Genomic DNA, 22,776 nt, shown 5'->3' on the forward strand with positions numbered 1-22,776 from the left:
TTGTAACAATCTCCTGGAGGCGCACTGGCAAGCCCCGTCATAATTCCGGGATGACGCAAACAATTGAGGACTTGCACGTCTATCTACGTAGCATTCGTCCCGAAGAAAGAACTTCCCTCTCCACCCTCGCCGAGATGATTCCCGCAGGCTCCAAGGTCCTCGACCTGGGCTGTGGCAGCGGCGCATTGGGCCAGTACCTGGCGGAAACCCGCAGCTGTGTCAGCGACGGCGTCACCTGGAGCGAGGCGGAAGCGGCCCACGCCCGCCCCCACTATCGCCACGTGCATGTGGCGGACCTGGAAACCGCGGACCTGCCCACCCTGTTCGCCGGGGAACGCTACGACGCCATCGTGTGTGCGGACGTGCTGGAGCACTTGCGGCACCCCGAGTCGGTGTTGGCAGCCGCCCGGAACATGCTGTCCGCAGAAGGACGGCTGCTCATCTCCGTGCCCAACGCCAGCTACAGCGGCCTGATCGCCGAATTGCTCAAGGGCGAATTCAAATACCGCAAGGAAGGCTTGCTGGATGAGACGCACCTGCGCTTCTTCACGCGCCGGTCGCTGGTGCGGTTCATGACGGAACAGCGCTGGGCCATCGACACCCTGGAGGTCATCGAGCGCCCGATCCCCGAGTCAGAGTTCAAGGTGGAGTTTGACGATCTGCCGCCGTCGGTGGCGCGTTTCATCCTGTCGGGCCCGGATGCCCTGAGCTACCAGTTCGTCGGGGCGGCGCGTCCTGTCGAGTCCGCCGAAGAAGCGGTGGTGGTGCAGGAGTCCTTTCCTGCAGAAGGCAAGGCTCATTTTTCGGCCGAGCTGTACTTGGGGCGCGACGGCCAGTACCGCGAAGCCGACAAGCTCACCGCGTCGGGGATCATCGGCCAGGACCGGCAGACCGTTCGCTTTGACATCCCCGCAGCCGACGTGCCCTGCACGCACCTGCGGCTGGACCCGGCAGACCGGCCGGGCTACCTGCACCTGTACGGCATCGCACTGAAGGACGCCCAGGGCGCCGAGCTGTGGAAGTGGGATGCCCAGGCAAGCCAGCGCTCCCTGCTGGCCACCACGCCCCACCACGAAATCGTCTGGCAGGCGCCCCTGCCTGCCGCCAGCGGAGCGACCCTGCTGCTGATGTCGGGCGAGGACCCGTGGTTCGAGGTGCCGGTCCCGGTAGAGATTCTGCGGTCCCGGTCGCCCGGCGGCCTGGCGCTGGAGGTCGAGCTGGGCTGGCCGATGTCCACGGACTACCTGGCGCTGGCTGCGACGGTGCACCCTCTGCACGACCGCATTGCGCAACTGGAAGGCGATCTACTCGACACGCAAGGTCATCTGCACCAGGTGCAAAGCAGCCTGAGCGCAGACCTGGCCACGGCCCGCAGCCGCAACGCGCTGCTGGAAGAAAGCAACCGCGCCACAGGCCACCAGCGTGCCACCTGGCAACGGGAGGCTACGCGCGTGCAGCGGGACTACGACGACCTGGCCCGTCACTTGAAGAACATCGAGGCGTCCACCGTCTTTCGCGCAACCCGCCCCCTGGTACACGCAAAAATGCGCATTGACCGATTGCTGGGCCGCGCGCCCAAGAGCAGCGCCGCTGCCACCTCCACCGCCCAGCCCATGCCGGCACCGGCCCATCCGGTGGACATCATCGTTCCGGTCTACCGCGGGTTGGCCGACACGCAGCTTTGCATCGAGTCGGTGCTGGCCAGTTCTTGCACCAGCGCCTACCGCCTGATCGTGATCAACGATGCGAGCCCCGAGCCCGAAGTCACCGCGTGGCTGCGCGAGAAGGCCGCCCAGGACAACCGCGTCACCCTGCTGGAGAACCCCGAGAACCTGGGCTTCGTCGGCACCGTGAACCGCGGCATGGCGCTCAGCGACAGCCACGATGTGCTGCTGCTCAACAGCGACACGGAAGTCGCCAATGACTGGCTCGACCGCATCCGCCGCGCGGCGTACAGCGACCAGAAGGTCGCCTCCGTCACGCCGTTTTCGAACAACGCGACCATCTGCAGCTACCCCCGCTTTTGCGAGGGCAACGACCTGCCGGAAGGCTACAGCACCGCCCGGCTGGACGCCCTGTGCGCAGCCACCAACCCTGGCGCGGTCGTGGATGTGCCTACCGGCGTGGGCTTTTGCATGTACGTCCGGCGCGACAGCCTGGCCGACGTCGGGCTGTTCGACACCGAGAACTTCGGCAAGGGCTATGGCGAAGAGAACGACTTCTGCCAGCGCGCCGCCGCCAAGGGCTGGCGCAACCTGCACAACCTGGACACCTTCGTTCTGCACACCGGCGGCGTGAGCTTCGGCGACAGCAAGAGCCCGCGGGAAAAGGCCGCCATGGAGACGCTGCGGCGGCTGCATCCACGGTATGAGACCGAAGTGATGGCATTTGTGCAGGAAGATCCTGCGAAACCCTACCGGCTGGCGCTGGATGTCGCGCGGATACATGCCGCGAGGCTTCCGGTCGTTCTGGCGGTTTTGCACGACCGTGCAGGAGGCACGCTTCGCCACGTGCGCGAACTGGCAGCTCACCTGTCGACGCGCGCGCAATTCCTCGTGCTCACCCCTGCCCCGGGTGGCACCGTGAAGCTGCAGTTCGCCGGTGCGCATGAAGGGTTTGCACTGCAATTCTCCTTGGAAGACGAGGCAGACGAGCTGCTGCAGGCTTTGACCTGCCTGGGCGTGGTGCATATCCACTACCACCATTTGCTGGGCCATGATGAGAAAGTCCTGGACCTGCCGCACCAGCTGGGCGTTGAATACGATTTCACGGCGCACGATTTCTTCAGCTATTGCACCCACATTTCCTTGACCGGCCTGGATGGCCGCTACGTTGGCGAGATGGCGCCAGGCAAATGCAAGTGCTGCGCTCCGGATGCAACAGCCCCCTATGGGGGCACCGTGAATGACTGGCGGCACCGAAATCGCCACTTCCTGACAGCCGCTCGAAACGTCATCGCGCCAAGCCACGACACCGCCCGAAGAATTGCCGGACTTGCACCCGGCGCGAATCTCCTGGTGGTGCCGCATACCGACCTTGATCACGCAGTCCCGCGTCCCACTCCGGCACCGAAGGCCTTGGCTTCCAACGGCACACTGAAGGTCGTGGTACTGGGCGCACTCAGTGCCATCAAGGGCGCCGACATGCTGGAAGCAGTGGCTGAAGAGGCGGCGCGTCGCAATGCCCCGGTCGAGTTCCACCTTTTGGGGTACGGCTACCGCAGCCTGAAGACCCAGCCCAAAACGCATTTGACGGTGCACGGTGCATATGAAGACAAGGACCTGCCCCGCCTGCTGGCGTGGCTGCAGCCTGACGTGGCATGGTTCCCAGCACAATGGCCAGAGACCTACAGCTACACGCTCAGCGCGTGCCTGGAGGCTGGCTTGCCGGTGGTGGCCCCCGACATCGGCGCTTTTGCAGAGAGATTGGCTGATCGCCCCTGGAGTTGGGTCGCGCGCTGGGACCAGACGCCGGCTCAGTGGCTGGAAATGTTCATGCAGGTGCGAGAAGAAAACTTTGTCCGACAACATCTCCCAGCCAGCGTGCCTCCTCTCAGCCTGCAGTTCGCTGCACTGCCGTCAGCCCAGCCTGAGTCACCTGCGCCTGTGCACTACGGCAATACATACATGAGCGGTTTCCCGGCCCGTCTTGAAAGCACGCAGTTGCCCAGCTTGACGCACGAATTCCTCGCCAAGCATCGCGCCAATGCGGCTGCGGGTACTGCTGCGAAATCGCTCCTGTTGAATGGGGTGCTGCGTCTTCGCTCGCATCCACTTCTGCGGGGGATCGCCAAGCGTGTGCCTCAGCACTGGCAAACCCGGGTTAAAAACTGGTTGCAAGCGTAGCCCTGGCTTCAATACTCGCAGGGAGTATTCTCAGCGGGGCGCTGCCCATGCCCCGCCGATGACCCCATGGCGTGGATGTGAAGAGCAGTCTGAGGGGATGAACGGATGCCAAGGCCATCCGCTCCTGTGGTGTTGCTCGTCGGCGGCGTTGCGTTGCTTTGCGTGCCGATCAGATCGACCCGTATCTCAGCGCTGCCCGGCAAAGAAATTGGGCGCCGCCGCTGACATCCTGCATTTGGCAATCTGCTGCCGACGAGGAAACTGCCTCATTTGCCCAGCAGCAGAAATATCTCGTTGTTGAGCAATAGCTCGTCGGGATACCTGCCCTGCAGCTCCGACGGTATGGGCATATCCACATGGCGCCGCTCTTGCCGCACCACATGGAATCCAGCCTGCGCAGTGATCTCCACGAGTTCATCCGCCGTCAACCGGTTGAGTGCCTGGTATTCCTTGAAGACGAATTTTTTATAACCGTCTACCCCAAAGTCCGCAAAACCGAAGTCAACTTCAGCCGCGTCGATAGGGCCTTCATGCTTCTGAATGATGTCCCAGAGCGCATCTTCATCGGCCAGCAAGTGATGCCACGGCACATCGTCATAGCGGCGAAGATGAGACCCAAACGGCGAGTAGAACAGCGGCTCGATCTGCAAGAAGAAAACACCCCCTGGCCGCAAACATGCATGCAGGTCTTTCAGGATCGGCAGAAGTTGATCTCGCTGAACATGTTCAAAAGTCGACCAGCTCATGATTCCGTCGAACTGCGGACGCTTGCCAGCCAGTGCCGAGCCGGGCTGGATGGTCTCGAAGGTCAACGCGGAGGGTATGCGCGCCATGCCCAATTGCTCCTTGGCAATGCGCGGAAGCTTTGCGTACTCCTGGCGGATATCGATGCCATGGATGGACGTTGCACCATGACGCAGAACCAACGACAGGTCGGTGATGCCATCCCCGCAGCCGAAATTCAGCAAACGGGCAGTTTTCAGGTCGAGTGCCCCTTCCATCCAGTGATGGACGACATCGGCCGCGTACTCGAAGTGGGCACGAAACCATTCATCGCTGATCTTGGCCGCATCCCATGGAGCAATGCCCCACATGCGCTCTTGTAGCTTGAGGATCCAGCTCATTCCAAAGGACTTTCTAGCGATAGCGACATGCGATTCAAGGCGGAGGCCTTGTCAACGCTTGCGCAGCACATATGCATCTTGGTGGTTCCAGAAATGGACTGTCTTTTTGTGCACGAGCGTGTCGGCACCCATGGTCTCTGCAATGCGGGCCAGTACGAACGCTTCAGACGTGAACGTGGTGCCATATTCCTGTTCGTCGATCGCATTCGATTCGCTGGAAGCAGCGAAGAAATAGCCGTCGTCGTCCAGCGCCACGTGATCGAAGTTTGCGGCCTTGACGCCGTGCGTACTGAAAACCAGCAGTCCGCCCGGTGCCAAGGCCTCGTACAACTTGGCCAGCCAGCGAGTCCAGGTCGCCTTTGGCAGGTGGCTGAAAAGGGACAGCACAAAGACCAGGTCGTACTTCGCGGGCCATTCCACCTGTTCCGGCGTGCTGGCGGAAAGGAATCCATCCACACCGAAAGTGCCTTTTGCGAACTCCACCGCGCTCGGCACGACATCTGAAACCGCCACCTTGTGCGATCCGACCGCCTTCACAAGATGGCGCGTGAAGCGACCATGACCACTCGCAAATTCAAGGATTCGTCCGGTCTTGAGCAAAGGTTGATCGACCGCTTCGAGCAGCAGCATCAGCTCGGACAGCGTGCGCCACCCGTCGGCCAGATAGTCGCGCAGCGGGTTGCGGCTGGAGTGATGGCCGGCAAAGAAGCCAAAAATATCGTCTTGCGGGGAGATGGTGCAGTCCAGCCCCATCACATTGTTGTAAGAGCCGACGAGGTCGTTGGCTTCAATCAGACTGTGGGCTGCCAGGAGCGTATCGCGCTCGTCCCTGGCACGCGCCAAAACCTGCGCAGCGCCGACCCGGTCGCCCTGAGCCAGCAGCTGCCGGCCTTCATCAAGGAGTTGTTCTCCTGGCGTCATTTGTTGGATTGCCTTGGTTGTCATAGTCGCTGCCGATTATTCATGGATTCGGGGTTTGCAACGTATCGGTGTGAATCCCGCGCTCCGGGCGAACATCACTGACCGGATCGATCGATGCAAAACGCCATCACTTCAGCTCCAATGGTGCGGGAGCCGCACCAAGCCCGGCAAAGGCTTGGGGAAAATAAAGCGAAAGTGCAGGAACTGGAACCATTCGTCGTAGACCGCCAAACCCGTCTCGTCAAAAAGAAAGGCGCTGATGACATAGTCGCCACTGTGCAAAGGCAGGTCCGGGAAAGTCAGAACGGACTGCCATGTGCCGTCCTCCAACTGCACCGGCGCAGCACCATCCTCATGGGTCGCCAGCGATGTGATGCCCACCCCTTTGGACTGCTCGATCATGAAGCCGATGTTGGGCCTCTCTTGTCCACGCCCCCGCGCCTTGATTGTCACGACCAGGTCATTGCCTTTCAAGACAGCCGGCTGGTTCCGCTCTGGCTCCCCAAGGTTGGCAACATCGACCGAGAGAATGCATGCGCTGCCCCCGTCAGGTTCACGTCGCGGTGACTGTCCCGCGTGCAGGTGTGCAGTGTTGTCACCCACCGCTCCGGTTGCCCCTTCTTCAGAGGTCGCCGCGCTGGCGCCTTCGGCGTTCTCTGGTTGTCCTCTTGCGAGTGATTCAGCCTCTGCGTTTGCGGTGCCGCCGAGCGCCAGTTGGCCGGTGACATCCGCCGCCGCTTTTTCCTTTTCGCGGGTGTAGACGTCGTAGGCTGCCAGTACAGCTTCCGTGCCACCAAATTGCTCGACCCGCCCGCCCTTGAGCCAGAGCGCGCGATCGCACAAGTGTCTGATGTGATACGGACTGTGCGAGCAAAAAAGAATGGTGCAGCCGTTGTTGCGAAAGGCAGTGATGCGCTCGACACACTTCTTCTGAAAAGTCTGGTCACCCACCGCCAGGGCCTCGTCGATGATCAACACGTCGGGCTGCACTGCGGTCACCAGGGCAAACGCGAGCCTTACCGTCATGCCGGACGAGTAGGTCTTGACGGCCCGATCCAGGGCTTCGCCCAACTCGCAAAATGCAATGATCTCCGGCTCCAGCCGCTCCATCTCCTCGCGCGAAATACCGATGAGGCTGCCGGCGAAGTAGAGGTTGTCGCGCCCGCTGAAGTCGGGGTGAAAGCCGGCCCCCAACTCCAAGATTGCGGTCACGCGGCCTACCCGGTCGATCTTGCCGTGGCTCGGCTGCAGCGTGCCGGCCAGCAGCTTGAGCAATGTACTCTTGCCGGCGCCGTTGTCACCGATCACCCCAATGCACTCGCCCCGCTGCAGTTCGAACGACACGTCGTTCAGTGCCCAATGGCTGCGGTGCGTTGCCTTGCCCGTGACCAACGCACGCAAGCGGGCGCGGGGTGTGGGGTACAGCTTGTATTCCTTGGCCACGCTCTGCACGCGTAGGACCGTGGTGTGGAGCGCTGCTGGCGCTGACTGTGCTGCGGTGGTCATGGTGTGGTTCATAGCCAGTCCACCAGTTGATCGCGGCTGCGCTTGACCGCGACGCTCAGCAAAGCGGCGCTAAGCACCATCCATGCCAATGTCACCCACCATACGCTGGCGGGGGGCCACACTCCTTGCAGCAGGATCTGCTGGTAGCCCTGCACCAACGCCGTCATGGGGTTGAGCCAAAGCACCCACCGCCAATTTTCAGGAAACAGGCTGAGCGGAAAGAGGATGGGAGACAGGTAGATGCCCACAGACAGCAAAAAACCCACCAGCTGCACGGTGTCGCGCAATGCGGCTGCCAGCACGGCGAGCAGATAGCCCAGCAGCAGACATATGAGCAGTTGCAACAGTAGCAACAAAGGCATGCCAGCCAATACCGGCAATGCGAACCTGTGAAGTGGTGCGTAAGCCAGGGCGACCACAACCAGCAGCGGCCCGTAAATGAGGGCACTGGCCAACACTGCGCGTGTTGTGAAGAGAACGGGGGGTAAAGGGTTCTTCTGCAACAAGCCGCCGGCTTCGATCAGACTGTTCATGCCACGCGAGATGGCGTCGCAGAATGCCATCCACGGCAATGCGCCTACGACGAGGAAGGTGCCGACATTGTGCGAGGGAGCGCCCTCGCCCAGGCGCATGGAGAACACGACGTCAAAGACCAAATAGTAGGCAGCTACTGTGAGCAATGGCTGCAGGTAGGGCCATAGTACTCCCGCTGCGGTGCCTGTATGGCGTGCGGCAAGTTCTCGCCGAGTGAGCACCCAGACCAACGCACGTGCGCGCCAGAGCGCCTGCACTTCATTCAGTAGGGTGAGCATGACAAGTAGCAATCATCAAAAGCAAAAGCCCGCCCTCACTGGGCGGGCCGTAGCGTGGCAAGACTCTGCCCACGCAGAGACCGAAAGCATCAGCGTATCGATCGATGACTATTGCGCGGGTTTGAAGCTCGCCGCAAATGCGTTCACGGCCTCTTGGTTGACCTTCGCGCCCTGCTGCATCTTTTGCGCTTCAGCACTGCGCGCATCTTGCGTCAAACTGAGACGAATCTCTTTCATCAAGTCACTTTTTGACTCTTCGAAAGTCTTGATGCGAGAAGGCTTGCGTTCGTTGAATTTTATGATGTGGTAGCCGAACTTCGTCTCGACGAGTCCACTCAACTCACCTGGCTTCTTCATGGAGGCTGCCGCTGTTTCGAATTCTGGAACCATCCGTCCTTTGGCAAAGAACCCAAGATCACCCCCCTTGTCCGCGCTTGCCTTGTCCGCAGATCGCTCTTTGGCAACTACGGCAAAGTCAGCACCCTTCTTGAGTTCTTCCAGCGCTTGCTCAGCCAATTTTCGCGATTCTGGCACTGTGCCTGCGAACAAAATGTGGCTGACACGGACTTCTTCTTCAGTGCGGAAGCGGTCCGGTTTGGACCGGTAGGCGTTGCGTGCCAAGCCTTCCAAGGCTTCCTGCGTCGGCGCATTCTTTGCATCCTGATACTCAAGCATTGCATCTGACAAGACCTTGTCACGCGCAATTTTCAATGCGGCCGCCACCTTGGGGTCCTTGTCCAAGCCCTCTGCTTCCGCGCGCATTGCAAACGCACGCCGAGCGTACAAGTTAGATGCGATTTGGAGCACGGTTTCAGGCTTTTGCAGAACGACGGTACGCATTTCAGCGGGCATGCGCAAAGAATCTGCGTGCATGTCTTCCGCAGTGATAGCCACCGAAGCACCCTCGATCAAAACTGGACCTGCAGCCCACCCAGGTGTTGCACAGGTGAAGAGGGCAGCAGCAGCGAGACGTTGAATGGGAGTGCAAAGAAAGCGGTTCATAAGTAATTTGATCAGCCAATTCGAGCAGTTAAAAAAAAAGGCGGGGGAAGCCCCCCGCCTTTTTGGATCGCATTGCTGCGATTAAGTGCCCACGAATTACTTCGTGAAGCGGTGTGGCCAGGTGATACCGTAAGTGCCCACGGTGCCAGCAGTGGCTTGTGGGTTCGTCAGCTTGATGAACGAAGCACCCAGGATTGGCAGACCAGTTTGCGAAGCGTAACCAGCGGCCAATGCAGTAGCAACGTTAGTCGTACCTGGCACGCTGTATGTACCACCCAGAGTCGTGGTGAAGCTGTTGCCAGTACCGATCACGCTCCAGCCGTTGGTGAACGGACCGGAAGCAGCGCCAGCAGCCACGTTTTGACGTGCCACGGAGGCAGCCAGAACGGAGTTACCGGTGTCAGCAAAGCTCAGGACGCTGGTTTCACCGCAGAAGCGGGTTTGCGACACGGAACCTGGCGAGAACACAGCACCAGCAGTACGCGAGATTTCTTCACGGTCGAAGAAAGCTTGACCGGTGGAGTTCACGCAGATCAGACCGCCTTGGAGGGCGGTGTTTTCTGGTGCAAACCAAGTTGCATAGGGCGCGGCGCCAGCACCTGTGTCGAGCGTGGTGTACAGACGGTAGTTGTTGTCCGCAGTCGTTGGAGCTGCGTAGTTGGCAGCAACGCTGTAACGGCGGGTAGGCATCGAGAACACCCAGTCAGTCTTGGCCGTGATCGTAGGATCGTTGGCGTACTGGTTGGTGATGGACGTGACAGCCAGTGCCTTGGTCAGGTTGTAAGCCTGAACACGGGTATCAACCGCAGCAGTACCGACAGCAGCCAAGGTGTAAGGCGTGGACAGGTCAGGCAGGTCGTAGTTGGCAGCGCGCAGAGCAGCCGTAGTGACCGCAGCGTTGGCGTTGTTACGCGTGAAGTTCACACGGAACAGGGGATCCGACGTGAAGGACTCAGGCGAAGGAGCAGCAGTAGCGTTTTGTGGGAAGTGCACAAAGTTACCGCGGCCAGCCGTGGTACCACCAGCAGCCGTCACAGCCGTCAGAGCCGTAGCTGCACCAGCGAACGTGGTCGATTGAGCCACGTTGATGATGTACCAGTCACCCATCAGACCGGTCGTGGGGGTATCCAGACCCAGCTGACGAGCAGCTGCTTCGGTCGTGACGTTAGCCAGCGTAGCGTTCAGGACAGAACCCGTGCAAGGAGCGGTACCGTTCACGTGCTTGATGGCAGTGAACAGATCGCTGTTGGCGGTACGAGCGGTGCCGTAGAACTTGCTGCTGTCGATGTCAGCCATGTTGAAAATTTCAACGTAGCCTTCGCGCGTTTGTGCAGCGACATCACCAGCCTTGTCGCTCAGACGGTCGGTCACGAACGACTGGGAAACACCCTTGGCCAGCGCAGGCAGCGTGCAGGTGCCGTCGCCGGTGGTCAGCTGGGCGACGCCGTTAGCGCCAGCGCTGACAGCAGCGGTCCACACGTCGCCAGGCGACAGGAACACTTGGAAGTCAAGAATATCGTCAGAGTTGGCAGCGGAGCGGAAACGCACCTTGGCCAACTTGCCGTACACCGTGTCGGTGTTGACCACATGCAGAACGGTCATGTTGCCGTTTTGCGCGTTGAAGTAAGGAACCACCAGCGAGTGGCCAGTACCGCCTTCAGTAACACGCAGATCGCGGGCATCAGTCGTGGTCAGCTTCCAAGCAGTCGCTGCAGTGGCCGCGTCTGGAATCCAGACACCGCCTACAACCGTACCGCCAGCGCCGCCAGTACCCGGCACCACATCAGCAGAAGCGATGTTTGCAAAGCCCAGGCCACCAATCATGGCAGCAATGCTCAGGGCCAGAACATTTTTCTTCATATCAAGAACTCCAGTTAAAAAAGTTTGTAAGCGCAACTACCACGATTGATTACGCTAAGGGATGGTAGCACAGCGATTCGAGAGGTTCCATCACGTTGCTACCGTAAAAAACCCGTTTGTTGAAGAAATGCAACACTGCTCCTTGGCAGTGGCGCATCTCCCCCTCTAAAGGGCTTCGGCGGCACCGTCAAAGGTCGTGATGGTGCCACCACTGGCCGTCCTCGAGCAGCCAAGTCTCGTCCAGGTGCGTCTCTATATTACTGAGCTTCAGGCCCACCAGGGCGGGTGTTACACCCAGTTTTAGGCGTGCCGTGCACTTTTCTGCTTCGCATGTGACTTTCGTCACCTCAGCGCTGACCACCGATGCAGCAGCCCCCTGCGCTTGCCTGAACTGATCGAGCGTGCGGGCCTTGCGGTAAGACGGGGTGGCCAATGCATACATCTTGTCGAACTGACCTGCCTGGCGCGCCTTCCAGTAGGCCGTCGCGCGCTGTTCCACAGCCGCTTCGGGCGAGGATGGAGTCATGGATGCACAACCCGCCAGCACGGAAGCCGCCAGAGCGAGGGCACCCAGCCGATAAGAAACGAACGATTTAGCCATAGTGTCTAGAAATCCTTAGAAAGTGAGTGTGGGCCGGTGTGCGCTGAAAACAACACACACCAGTCACGGTGCTGCAGCTTGCCGCCGAACCAAGCAGTCTATCCGCCACGTCAGTTGGAGGTGTTGGTGGACTGCGGGACTGATTGCAACGGGGTCGCCTTGGTTCCCAGGCCCAGGTTGTCGATGTCCTTCAGGCCCTTGAGCCTGTCGCGTAAGTCTTCGCTCACTTCACGGATGTCGATATCCGTGCGTACCACCCGCGGCGTGATGACGACGAGCAACTCCGTGCGCCCGCCGTTGACTGTGTTGGTGCTGAACAGCTTGCCCAGCAGGGGCACGTCCTGAAGCAGTGGAACGCCGGATTTGCCATTGGTAGCGTTGTCCTTGATCAGGCCGCCGAGCACGATGGCCTCGCCCGAGCGCACCGCCACCTTGCTGCTGATCTGCCGCTGCAAGAAAGCGCGCTGGTTGTTGGCCTCAGGAATCTGCGCCCCAACATCCGTCACCGTCTGATCGATCTGCATCGTCACCAAATTGCCGGAATTTACGGAAGGGGTTACCGAGAGCCCCACACCGGTGTCCTTGTATTGGATGGAACTGGTTGTGGCGCTGCTGGTGACGTCCGTCGTCGGCGTTGTGATGCTGCTGGTGATGGGCTGCTGGTTCCCCACGGTGATACTGGCCGTGTGATTGTCGAGAACCATCAACGACGGGCTCGAGATGACCTTGACCAGCGACTTGCTCGCCAGAGCGTGCAAAGTGGCCCGCACATTGCCGACCGACTTGCTCAGCGAGTAAGAGAAGCCACTGCCGGGGTTTTTGAATGTGCCCGTATCGCTGTTGCCGAGCACACCGGTACCGCTGTAGTTTCGGCCATTGATGCTGTGCATGTCATTGAAGGCCCATTGCAAGCCGTACTCCAGGTCGTCCGTGAGGGTGACCTCGACAATGGTGGCCTCGATCAATACCTGTGTGGGTGGCAGGTCCAGCCGCTTCAAGGTGGCCTCGATCTTTGAATACTCTGACTTCGTGCCCCACACCAGGATGGAGTTGTTCAGCTCGTCCGCCATGACGCGGATGTTGCCGATGGTGGCCACCGCCTGGCCGGCGGCCTGGGTGCCTTGCTGCGGGGTTCCAAAGCCACTACCGCTTTGATTGGTGCGGCCAAACGATCCCATCGCGGAGCCTGCTCCACCCAGGCTCAAGCCGCTCCGGTTAGCCTGCGTGCCGCCGCCCACCAGACTTCCTGTGTTGCCGAATGCGTTGGGCACCGTTTGCCCGAATGAATTACCAGTGACGCTCGACAAACCGGGGGCAATCCCGGTGTTGGTGTTGGTAGTGGAAGGGCTAGCAGCCCCGCCGAAGATGCCGCTCAGCACCGATGCCAAATGGCGTGCATTGCCGTTTTGCACCTTGTAGATGTGAAGTTGGGCTTCGGCCCCATTGTCGCTGGGCTGATCGAGCTTTTCGATCCAGCGGCGGGCCTCTTCCAGATAGGATGCCCGCGGCGTTACCACCAAAATGCTGTTGAGCCGCTCGATGGGCATGATGCGCAGGGCACCAAAGAGCGGGTTGGCTTCGCCCAGTGCCGAGGCCCCTGCCGATGGGGTGCTCGCTGATGCCACGCCGGGGCGGCCAGCGGAAGTGACGGCCCCGGGCGCACCCTGCCCCTGGCTTGCACCAGGGTTGCCGCCGCTGACCAGGGCCAGCGCAGCCTCTACTTCCTTGATACTGGCATATTTGAGAGGAAACACGCCGACCGACATGCCCTTGAGCAGGTCTACGTCGAAGGTGTTGATCATGTCGAGCCATCCCTCGGCCTGCGTGCGGGTGCCCGCCAACACCAGGAGGTTGCGCAGGTTGTCGACGCGCACCATGGATTCCGCAGGCATCATCGGGCGCAGGATGGCGGCCATTTCTGCCGCCCCGATGTACTGCAGTTGCACCACGATGGCCCCCTGCCCCGGTGACAGCGGGCCCGTGCCCACCTGACGCACAGAGCCCCCAATGGCGCGCAGCGCATCCGGACGGCCCACATGGTAGGAGCCGCGTGCATCCCGTACCATCCCCAACCCATTGGCCTGAAGGGCGCTTTCCAGCAGGAATGCCGCCTGGTCTGGAGTGACAGGATTGCGGGTGGCCAGCGTCACACTACCGGCCAGCGGCGGATGCAGAACGTAGTCCACTTTGAGAATATCGCCGAGCACGGTGCGCACCACCTGCGCCACCGGAGCTTCTTCGAAGTTCAGCGATACCGCCGGACCGTCGAACTGGGGGGTTGCCTTGGGTGCTCCCAGCACCTTGTCGTTGCCGCGAATGAGGCGAGGTTGGTTGACCGCTGCTTCGCCATCGGACGCAGTTGGGGAACTGCCACGCTCACTCACAGTGCCGTTGGGAGAAGCATCGTTGGCAGACATGACCGGCACAGCGCCCGGCGCCGGCACCTGGACCGGTGCCTGCTGCGCGTTGGATAGCTGACATACGGCAAGCGCGGTGGCAGTGAAGGCGTATTGGAATCGTTTCATAACTAGATATCTGTCCGGAGCGTAGCGTCTTTGCGCACATTCTTGCCAACGAAGACCAATGACCGCTGCGCCGAAAAGGCGGCGTCACAGTCCATGAAGCATGAGAGCGCAAAGGCTGATGATGACGAGACACAGTCGCTTAAAGCGGGCGTGCGGCGAACGCAGGCTGTCTGCATGGCTATCGGCTGCCCCCAAAAGTTGCACGTCGGGGGTCAGGCCGGTTGGGCGCCGCAGCGCCACCATTGGTACTGGCATCCGCGGATCCGGGTAGAGGCGCAGCAGCAGCAGGCGGCGGCGATGAGGGCGGCGGCACCACAGCCGCGGGCTGTCCTGTGTAGCTGGTCAGAGCAGCACGGGGCAGCGTCAATATGCGCGTCTGCCCGGAACCGACAAACGTTGCGGTCATCCCTGAGACGGACTGCAGTACCCAGCCCTCGATGGATTCATTCAGCCGGACCCTGCGGTCAACTCCGGCAATATTGATGATGATGCTCGCCCCAGAGGGCCCCTGGAAAATTCCGGATATGCGGGCCGAACTCAGGTTGTCCACCAAGGCCGGCGTCGTCGGCTCCGGCGGTGGTGGCGGAGGAGGAGGCCGCCGGGTCACAGAAAACAGCGGCCGCTCCAGAATCGCCACGAACAGCCCCGTGTCTACCGGTGCAGCATCGGACAGACGCGGAAGCATCGCCACATAGTCTGCCTTTTGGGCACGAGGCGCCTCCCAATGCACGTTGCGGAGTTGGCCTTTGGGCGTGACCCAGAGCCCGGCGAGCACCATCACCAAGGCAACATTGATCAACACCAAAGTCAGCAGTACCGTTCGCTTCATGGGTGCTCTTTCAGCGCACTGAACGCAAAGTAGACCGCCAGCTTCGGATGGAACTTGGGAATGGTGTTTCCCAGTCCGCCAATGATCTGCACTTCAAACTCGTCGATCACCACGATGGGAGCCTGGCTTGCCAGCACGGATAGTGCACTTTGCACGGAAAGCCACTCGCCTTCTGCACGCACGGTGATAGGTATGCGGTCGTAGCCCTTGCCCGTCTTCGGCGGCAGCACCTGACTGCTGCTGATCTGAAGGCCAGCGCTGGTAAGCACATCACGAATCTGCTGCTGCGCGGCATTGCCAGCCTGCGTGGCCTCTTGGGAGGCCGGATACACGTACTTCGCCCGCGCTGTGCGGGCCGTGGTCAACGCTGCCTCAATCTCCTGACGCTGAGCGTCCAGCCCCAGCAAGCGGGAGTACCTGGGCTCAAGTTCATTGAGACGGTCTTGCGCCCATTGGTGCTTGCGGAAAATATAAGTCCCGGCGGCGCCCAAGATGGTCAAAACAAGCAGCGCCACACAGGCCAATGCCAGCATCTCGGCGGATTTTTGGCTCTTCATAAGAATATCAGGGCTTCTTGGCAGGTGAAGGCTCGCCACCTTGGGACGGGGGAGGCCGAGTGCCACCAAATGTTGCCCCCCCGAAAGTGGCCGCCGCGGGAGATGGATTGGTTTTCGGGGTATCCGCTGGCTTGGCGGCTGGTATCACCGACCCACTACCCGCTGGCGCAGACGCTGCAGGAAGCGAAGGCACAGACGACGCAGCACTGGCGGGCACTGCCGGCGCTGCAGCCACTGGAACGGCAGACGCTGCGGGCTGCGGAGGCGCCACCGTCAGAACCCCAAAGAGCTGGGGATCCAGCACAAACTCGATCATGAAGTTTTCCTTCAAGGCTCCGGCCATGCGCGTAGCTGCCGAAGGAGCACGAACGTCACGCACCCCTGGCTGGTCACTCAGTATCTGCATGAGTGCGGACGCATTGCCGGTCAAACCCACGATGGTCACTTTGTCTGCCTGGAGCTTCACGCTTTGCAAAGCCGTGTCGTCGGGCAGCGCGATCGTCAACCGGTGCATGAGCCGCAGCGGATCGATGCGGCGTCCCATGATGTCCGACAGGATGTTCAACTGCTCCACGGCTTGAAGAAGCTCCTCCCGCTGCGCCACTACAGGACGGGCACGTTCGAACACTTCACCGTAGGCGTTGACCGCCTCAATGGCCCGCAGCCGCAGTTGCGCCGTGGGCGTGACAGCCATTGCGAGCAACCAGAACAGCGCAAGAAGCAACAAGCCGTAGCCAACGGCTCGCCAGCGGTTCTCTATGCGTGCACGCAAGGTTTCCCCGTACCCCGCCATCACGATGGCGGGGCCGTGAACGGACCTCACCCAGACCTCGGGGATAGGTTCACCTGTGAGCTGCTCCTTCTGCGAAGCCAAGTATTGCTCGACTTGCTTGCGGGATGCCAAGGCGATATCAAGGTTCACCGCCCCCGGACCGCCACGCACAACCGAGTAGCCCCAGATGACGTCCTGCGCGCCGAACGGACTCGATGTTTTTACGTCGAGCGCTACAGCGCTGGCGATATCGCTCTCTGACATCGGCGGCAGGTTCAGCGTCCTGCGCAGAACCAGTGTTTCCGGCAGTTCCAGTGCCACGCACCGAGCCACAGAGACATTCATGGATCCACGGCCAGACTGCAGCTTGCCATGGAGCCACAGGGTCTTCTGTCCATCCACTTGAATCAGACGAACCGGAATGGATGGATTGATCCATGCGAGCGGCGGCCGTTTTTGCAGCGCTTGCCAGCCCTTGACCGCGGCGCGCCACACGGCATGGAGGTCCACGCCTAAAAAGCGGGCATCAGAAGAAATGGTGGGCATGTTGGGTATCTGGGTCACTCAGCGCGACATGGGTTCAATACTGCGTTCTGCATGGAGCGTTCGCCAGGCGAGCCCGTCCCGGGCGCTGGCCCCCACATCTACGATACGGGCGACACGGACGACCCCCCCGTCCGAAAGAGGCACCGCAGCTTCCACACGATATCGGCGAACAGAGGAAACCGAAACCAACGATGCGTCCAGGGACGTAGTGTCTATCCCTTCAGCTCCGGCTTCGCGCTGCTGGACAATGCGGCGAGCCACCGCTTCATCTCCATTGGCAAGCACCATCAGAACGCCCAGCGGAGCTGCCAAAGGGTTGACCCGAGCGCCACCTCCCGTTGATCCGTAGACGGTCACGAGCGGCGAAAGTCTAGCATAGAGGTCGTAGCCCACTCCTGGGATGCGCAGCAGGTCCTCTGGGGCTTCAAATCGCTCGGCCTGACCTCGCCAATCCTTTTTCTCCCGCGCTTCTATTGTCGATTGCGCCAATTGCTGCGCCGCGTCAGGCCCCAGCCCTCCCGCAAACTGATACAGGCGCGCCAACAGCGCCAGAGAGGCTCCATTCAAGTCTATCCAGCCGTTGAGCGGAGCCAGTTGAACCGGAACGGGCAAGCCCCGGTAGCTCATCGTTCCGGTGACCCCTCTGGATGGTCGGGTGGGGTTGGACGTGAGTTCTTGCAAAGCCAGTGTGATGGCCGCATCACCTATGGCTTGCGACTGCACGGCCTGACTCTGCGCAGACACTGCGCGGATTTCGCCACGGGTGGCTCTGCTCATGCCTGTTACCAAAATGGACAGCGCGGCGACGACCCACAGCACCGCAATCATGGCCATGCCCTTGGCTCTTCGATTAAGTTGCAGAGACGGCGTGCGCATCATGAGCTTCCACCGCCAAAAACCGCATCACCACCCGACCCTCGAGCACCCCGGGGCGTGGAGCGCATGGGAATCACCATCATGGGCCATTCACCCGCTGGCGAGGCGACCGCAATGGCCACCCGGTCCGGCAGCAATTCGGGATGGCTCCAGCCAGCCACCCACTGCACGGGCTCCAGGTTCGTATTCGCGTAACGGAAAGCAAGGGTATTGGCACCGGGCAGCAGCAGACGACTTTGCGCTTGAGACCAGTCCGGCACAGGCACCTCGCCCGCCCAGGGCACGAAACTGAGAACCAAGCCAGTCTGCCCATCCGCTTGCCCCAGCGCCAGTCGGAAATAGTAACGCCCACCAATCCCATGCCGTGCCGGCATGATGCCGATCCAGGTGACCGTGGTGGGAGTGCCCTCGAAGAAGTAAGGGGCCTGCCCTGCCACCGAAGGTTCGTTCAGCCTCTGCAAGAAAGTGCGGCCCATGGCGGACCGGAGAAATCCAGAAGCAATACGGAGCTCGTCAGTCTGCAGCAAACGGGCGTCTATTTTTTCACCGGTCTGCGCCGTGGTGCGCAGCGCGGAGCCCATGGCCAGAACGATGAGAGACAGCAGTGTCATCACCACAAGCACTTCCACAAGGGTGAAGCCGCGTGACGGATGCCGAGACGCGATCTTCACCGGGGAGCCCCCAGACCTTCGATTTTGCGCTCGGGCAGCAGTGTGGTCATCGCGATGGTTCGCGCAGTGGCTCCGTCTTGCCAGCTCACCAAAAATTCCACCTCTTGAAGCTTCGGCACGGCAGGGCCTTGCACAGATGTGGCATAGGGCGCACTGCGGACTTGCCACACATAGCCACCCGAGCTTCCGCCGTCCTGCCACCCGTCTGGCGAAACGCTGTCTCGCATGGACAGCAAAGACTCGGCCAAAAGAACTGCACCCTGCTGGCGCTCTGCCACCCCCGCTGCACGCGCACTTCCGCCACTGGCCCTAAAAAGCATGGTCAAGGAAATCGCCATGATGACAAAGGCCACCAGCAATTCAAGCAGTGAAAAGCCACGCTGCCCGGACATACGCGGTTGCCCCTTCATGGCCCCACAGGCTCTTGGCTGACGCGACCTGAAAGCCAGTCCACACGCAGCCTGACGCCTGCATTGCTGGATGCACGCAGCACGTCGATGCTTCCGCCCGTGGCGCCGCCATCCGGCAGGAAACGAATGGCCGCTACGCCCTCGGCTGTCAGCTCGGCACCAGCGACTGTTGCGCGCACCGTGAGCGATTCTGGAAGTGCATGCATGGTGTTGCCCTGAACCCCGAAGCTGCGTTGCTGCAGATCAACGCTGAACCGGGTCTCGGTGCGCCGCGCGACAGCCTGTTGGCGCGCTTCACGCAACTCCGAGAGCATGGTGCGCAAAACATCCCGATATTGGGCAGTCTCGCGCATCTTCTGGTAGGCAATCGGCGTAATGCCAATCAAAAGCCCCATGATGGCAAATGCCACGAGAAGCTCCACCAAAGTGAAACCTCCGTGGCGCCTCGGCTGCAAGCGCACTTCAGTGATCCAGGAACAGGTCAGGGGGTGTTGCGAACGTCTGCGTTCTCACCCTCGCCCCCGGGAGCACCGTCAGCACCCAGCGAGAGTATTTCTATGCCCCCGTTAGAACCGGAGTTGCTGTAGCGGTACGGGCGTCCCCATGGATCCGAAGGAACATTGCCCTTAACGTAAGGGCCAGACCAGCTGGCGGCATTGCCTGGACGCTTTACCAGCGCTTCCAGCCCCTCCTCGGTGGTGGGGTAACGCCCCACATCCAACTTGAACAGTTCCAGGGACTTGTCCAGGTCTGAAATTTGCACACCCGCCGTCTTGGACTTCGCTCCACCCAACTGATTCAGAACCCTTGGGCCCACCAAACCAGCGAGAAGCGTGAGGATGGCCAGAACCACCAGCAATTCGATCAGGGTGAAACCACGCTGGAGGCGACCATGGGCCCGCGCCACGCGCGCGACCTGGGATGTATGAGTACTCGTCATGGGAAGATGATTCCTTAACATTTAAACAGCGAGATCATTCACGGAAAGAATGCCAAGCAGGATGGAGACGATGATGGCGGCAATAAGGACCCCGAGAATCAGGATCAAAGCGGGCTCCACCAAAGTGAGAAGTCGTTTGATCCCGGTTTCAACCTCCCGGTTCAATATGTTTGCCAATTCCAGCATCATGGGGCCGGTGCGACCTGTCTCTTCGCCTACGCGGATGAGATTGATGGCAAGGGGCTCAAAAATACCCGTGGCTGAAATCGCCTGCACCATCTTGCCCCCCTCCTTGACGATAGGGGCCACCTTGACCAACTCCTGACGCAGTACGGAGTTACTGACGGTCTCCGTCGCGATGTGCAGCGCCGTCAAAAGGGGCACTCCATTGCCAAGCAGTGTCCCCAAGGAGCGGGAAAAAAGCGTGAGTTGATACTTCAAGGCCAAGGGTCCCATCAAGGGCACTCTCAACAGCCGCACCTGCCACCAGCGCTTGCCAGAAGGCGACTTGAGCCATCGTGACAGTGCAACCCACAACAACACAGCCCCCACACCCAGAAACAGACCATAGCGCGTAAAAATTTGGCCCAGCCCCATCACCAGGCGGGTGGGGGTGGGCAGCGCGTCTCCCATGTCCATGAACAACTTTTCGAACTGGGGCACGACGAAGCCCAGCATCACGATCAGCGAGAGCACGGCGACACCCAGCAAAATCGCGGGGTAGATGGTGGCAGAAATGACGCTGTCGCGCAGAGCTCGCTGGCGCTCCATGTGCTCGACCAAGCGGTCGAGCACTGCCGACATCTGTCCGCTGGCTTCGCCCGATCGCACCATGTTGATATAGAAATCGCCAAACAGCGACCCGTGGCGCGCCAGGGCCTTGCTCAGCGGAGTTCCGCCTTTGACTGCATCCAGCGTCGAGCCCACGAGTTCCGCCACACTCGGCTTGTGGCTCATATCGATTAGCACGCGCAGGGCGTTGTCCAGTGCAAGCCCCGCGCGTAGCATGATCGCCAGTTCCGAGGTCAGCGCGAGCACATCTGCTGAATTCACGGCGCTTTTGTCCACACGGCTTTTGCGCCTGCTTCCGAACACGGAAGCGCCGGTCTGCACGCCCGATACCGCGGCGCCGGCGCCACCGGACGCTGCCGCCTCTTGTACCGTCAGTGGGGTCAGTCCTTTGTCACGAAGCGCCTTCATGACCGCCACGGCACTGCCGGCTGACAGTTCGCCCTCCTGAATTTGCCCCTGCGCAGAGGCCGCCCGCCAGACGAAATCAGGCATCGGACTGGTCCTGCGTCACTCGCGCCAATTCGTCGAGGGATGTCGCACCGGCAGCAACCTTGCGAAGACCATCTTCATGCAGGCTCAACATCCCATTGGCCGCCGCGATGCCGTGCAGGGTATTTGCGTCACGCCCTTCAAGGATGGCCCGTCGAATGGGCTCATCCAGCACCAGCAGCTCGTGGATGCCGGTGCGCCCCTTGTAGCCCGACTGCCGGCATTCGGGGCAACCGACGGCCCGGTAGATCAGGCGTTGCCCTTGCGGCATGAAGCGATGAAGTCCTGAACCGGTCATCACGGTGGCATCAGGCTCATAAGATTCCTTGCAGACATTGCACAGCGTGCGCACCAGCCGCTGGGCCAACACACCATTGACCGACGACGTGATCAGATAACGCTCCACGCCCATGTCCTGCATTCGAATGACCGCCCCGGCAGCGGTGTTGGTGTGCAGCGTCGACAGGACCAAGTGGCCAGTGAGTGCCGATTGGACAGCAATCTGCGCCGTCTCACCATCGCGCATTTCCCCGATCATGATGATGTCGGGGTCCTGACGCAGGATCGAGCGCAAGGCATTGGCAAATGTCAGGTTGATCTGGGCATGCACCTGAATCTGGTTGATGCCATCGAGCTGGTACTCCACAGGATCTTCCACGGTGATGATCTTCTGCTCGCTGGCATCGATCTTCGCAAGCGCGGCATAGAGAGTCGTGGTTTTTCCGGAGCCTGTAGGCCCCGTGACCAGCATGATGCCGTGCGGCTTCGCCAGCAACCCGTTGAAACGTGCGAGGGTATCGGCTTCAAACCCCATTTTTTCAAGATCAAGCCTGACGCTGGCGCGGTCCAGCACCCGCATGACAACGCTTTCTCCATGGACTGTGGGCACGGTAGAGACACGCAAGTCCAGTTCACGGCCTTTCACACGCGTCTTGATGCGGCCGTCCTGAGGAAGGCGACGCTCCGCAATATCCAGATGCGCCAACAACTTGACCCGCGAGCTGACAGCAGCGCTGAGCCGCGGGGGGACCAACTCCCCCGGATGAATGACTCCGTCGACCCGGTACCGCACATGCAACCCATCATCAAACGGCTCCAGATGGATGTCAGATGCTCGCAGGTCGATGACACGCCCAATGACCGAGTTGACCAGCCGGATGACGGGCGCCTCACTGGCGAGATCCTTCAGGTGCTCGACGAAGTCTCCCCCATCGGTGGAGTCTTCCAATCCATCGTCAGCCTCGGCGGCCTCCTCGACAGGCCCGGCCAATGCCTTCTCGATATCGCTGTCCAGCGCCAGAAGGGGCTGGATTTCAAGGCCAGTTGCAAGATGAAGGGCCTTGATGACAAAAGCGTCCTGGGGCTTGGACATGGCCACCTGAAGTACAGCCCCCTCCACGCGCAGGGGGCACACGCCATTGGCATGCAGAAATTCTGGAAGCAACCCATCCACCTCGGGCAACAAATCCGGAAAGTCTTGCGCTTGAGCCAGCGGCAATCTCAACTGGGCAGAAATCGCCAAGGCGATGTCCAGGTCGGAAACTACACCGAGGCGAACCAGAACACGCCCCAGGAGTCCGCCCATTTCCTGCTGCGCCAGAAGGGCGCGCTCAAGATCGCGAGCGCTCAACTTGCCGGAACGCACCAGCATTTCACCTATCCGCAGGTGCGGTGTGTCTGGCGAGCTGTCAGTTGGGA

The 22,776-nt window shown here is 60.8% G+C and carries 19 protein-coding genes; 1 reads left to right on the plus strand and 18 read right to left on the minus strand.

From position 1 onward, the window contains the following. Nucleotides 1-50: 50 nt before the first annotated feature. Nucleotides 51-3,845: a methyltransferase domain-containing protein gene (locus ACIGHN_RS21780; protein WP_396506158.1), complete on the plus strand. Its 3,795-nt coding sequence runs from the start codon at nt 51-53 to the stop codon at nt 3,843-3,845. Nucleotides 3,846-4,111: 266 nt separating this feature from the next. Here the strand turns inward: ACIGHN_RS21780 and ACIGHN_RS21785 are convergent, their stop codons facing one another. The 18 genes from ACIGHN_RS21785 to gspE all read right to left on the minus strand — a co-directional run bounded on the left by ACIGHN_RS21785 (nt 4,112) and on the right by gspE (nt 22,729). Continuing rightward, entirely contained in the window at nt 4,112-4,969 is an 858-nt protein-coding gene (locus ACIGHN_RS21785) for a class I SAM-dependent methyltransferase (protein ID WP_396506008.1), read from the minus strand. A 51-nt stretch (nt 4,970-5,020) separates the two neighbouring features. After that, entirely contained in the window at nt 5,021-5,890 is an 870-nt protein-coding gene (locus tag ACIGHN_RS21790; RefSeq protein WP_396506009.1) for a class I SAM-dependent methyltransferase, read from the minus strand. Nucleotides 5,891-6,022: 132 nt separating this feature from the next. Continuing rightward, nucleotides 6,023-7,396 (minus strand): ABC transporter ATP-binding protein, encoded by a 1,374-nt coding sequence (locus ACIGHN_RS21795; protein WP_396506011.1) that lies wholly within the window; start codon nt 7,394-7,396, stop codon nt 6,023-6,025. Nucleotides 7,397-7,404: 8 nt separating this feature from the next. Continuing rightward, nucleotides 7,405-8,208 carry an ABC transporter permease gene (locus ACIGHN_RS21800; RefSeq protein ID WP_396506013.1) on the minus strand — a complete coding sequence of 268 codons (804 nt, stop codon included), beginning with the start codon at nt 8,206-8,208 and terminating at the stop codon, nt 7,405-7,407. Nucleotides 8,209-8,316: 108 nt separating this feature from the next. Next, nucleotides 8,317-9,210: a peptidylprolyl isomerase gene (locus ACIGHN_RS21805; protein ID WP_396506014.1), complete on the minus strand. Its 894-nt coding sequence runs from the start codon at nt 9,208-9,210 to the stop codon at nt 8,317-8,319. A 96-nt stretch (nt 9,211-9,306) separates the two neighbouring features. Beyond that, a complete protein-coding gene (locus ACIGHN_RS21810; RefSeq protein ID WP_396506016.1) occupies nt 9,307-11,070 on the minus strand; it encodes a cell surface protein in 1,764 nt (587 codons plus the stop codon). Nucleotides 11,071-11,257: 187 nt separating this feature from the next. Continuing rightward, a complete protein-coding gene (locus ACIGHN_RS21815; protein WP_396506017.1) occupies nt 11,258-11,671 on the minus strand; it encodes a hypothetical protein in 414 nt (137 codons plus the stop codon). A gap of 110 nt (nt 11,672-11,781) precedes the next feature. Next, entirely contained in the window at nt 11,782-14,196 is a 2,415-nt protein-coding gene (gspD, locus tag ACIGHN_RS21820) for a type II secretion system secretin GspD (protein WP_396506019.1), read from the minus strand. 178 nt (nt 14,197-14,374) lie between these two features. Further along, a complete protein-coding gene (locus ACIGHN_RS21825; RefSeq protein ID WP_396506021.1) occupies nt 14,375-15,025 on the minus strand; it encodes a hypothetical protein in 651 nt (216 codons plus the stop codon). Then, nucleotides 15,022-15,582, minus strand: a complete 561-nt coding sequence (gene gspM / locus ACIGHN_RS21830) for a type II secretion system protein GspM (protein ID WP_396506023.1) — start codon at nt 15,580-15,582, stop codon at nt 15,022-15,024. The genes ACIGHN_RS21825 and gspM overlap by 4 nt, the downstream gene beginning before the upstream one ends. Before the next feature lie 7 nt (nt 15,583-15,589). Beyond that, nucleotides 15,590-16,900 carry a PilN domain-containing protein gene (locus tag ACIGHN_RS21835; RefSeq protein WP_396506025.1) on the minus strand — a complete coding sequence of 437 codons (1,311 nt, stop codon included), beginning with the start codon at nt 16,898-16,900 and terminating at the stop codon, nt 15,590-15,592. Between the two features lie 18 nt (nt 16,901-16,918). Next, nucleotides 16,919-17,734, minus strand: a complete 816-nt coding sequence (locus ACIGHN_RS21840) for a general secretion pathway protein GspK (protein ID WP_396506027.1) — start codon at nt 17,732-17,734, stop codon at nt 16,919-16,921. Nucleotides 17,735-17,775: 41 nt separating this feature from the next. Further along, nucleotides 17,776-18,447, minus strand: a complete 672-nt coding sequence (locus tag ACIGHN_RS21845) for a prepilin-type N-terminal cleavage/methylation domain-containing protein (protein ID WP_396506029.1) — start codon at nt 18,445-18,447, stop codon at nt 17,776-17,778. Beyond that, nucleotides 18,444-18,857 carry a type II secretion system protein gene (locus ACIGHN_RS21850; RefSeq protein WP_396506031.1) on the minus strand — a complete coding sequence of 138 codons (414 nt, stop codon included), beginning with the start codon at nt 18,855-18,857 and terminating at the stop codon, nt 18,444-18,446. The genes ACIGHN_RS21845 and ACIGHN_RS21850 overlap by 4 nt, the downstream gene beginning before the upstream one ends. After that, on the minus strand, nt 18,854-19,318 hold the full coding sequence (locus tag ACIGHN_RS21855) for a GspH/FimT family pseudopilin (protein ID WP_396506033.1): 465 nt from the start codon (nt 19,316-19,318) through the stop codon (nt 18,854-18,856). The genes ACIGHN_RS21850 and ACIGHN_RS21855 overlap by 4 nt, the downstream gene beginning before the upstream one ends. A 20-nt stretch (nt 19,319-19,338) precedes the next feature. Further along, nucleotides 19,339-19,797, minus strand: a complete 459-nt coding sequence (gspG, locus tag ACIGHN_RS21860) for a type II secretion system major pseudopilin GspG (RefSeq protein WP_396506035.1) — start codon at nt 19,795-19,797, stop codon at nt 19,339-19,341. 21 nt (nt 19,798-19,818) lie between these two features. Beyond that, entirely contained in the window at nt 19,819-21,081 is a 1,263-nt protein-coding gene (locus ACIGHN_RS21865; RefSeq protein ID WP_396506036.1) for a type II secretion system F family protein, read from the minus strand. Then, nucleotides 21,074-22,729: a type II secretion system ATPase GspE gene (gspE, locus tag ACIGHN_RS21870; RefSeq protein ID WP_396506160.1), complete on the minus strand. Its 1,656-nt coding sequence runs from the start codon at nt 22,727-22,729 to the stop codon at nt 21,074-21,076. The genes ACIGHN_RS21865 and gspE overlap by 8 nt, the downstream gene beginning before the upstream one ends. Nucleotides 22,730-22,776: the final 47 nt, after the last annotated feature.

This window comes from Acidovorax sp. NPDC077693, from assembly GCF_044542805.1.
Classification (GTDB): domain Bacteria; phylum Pseudomonadota; class Gammaproteobacteria; order Burkholderiales; family Burkholderiaceae_C; genus Acidovorax.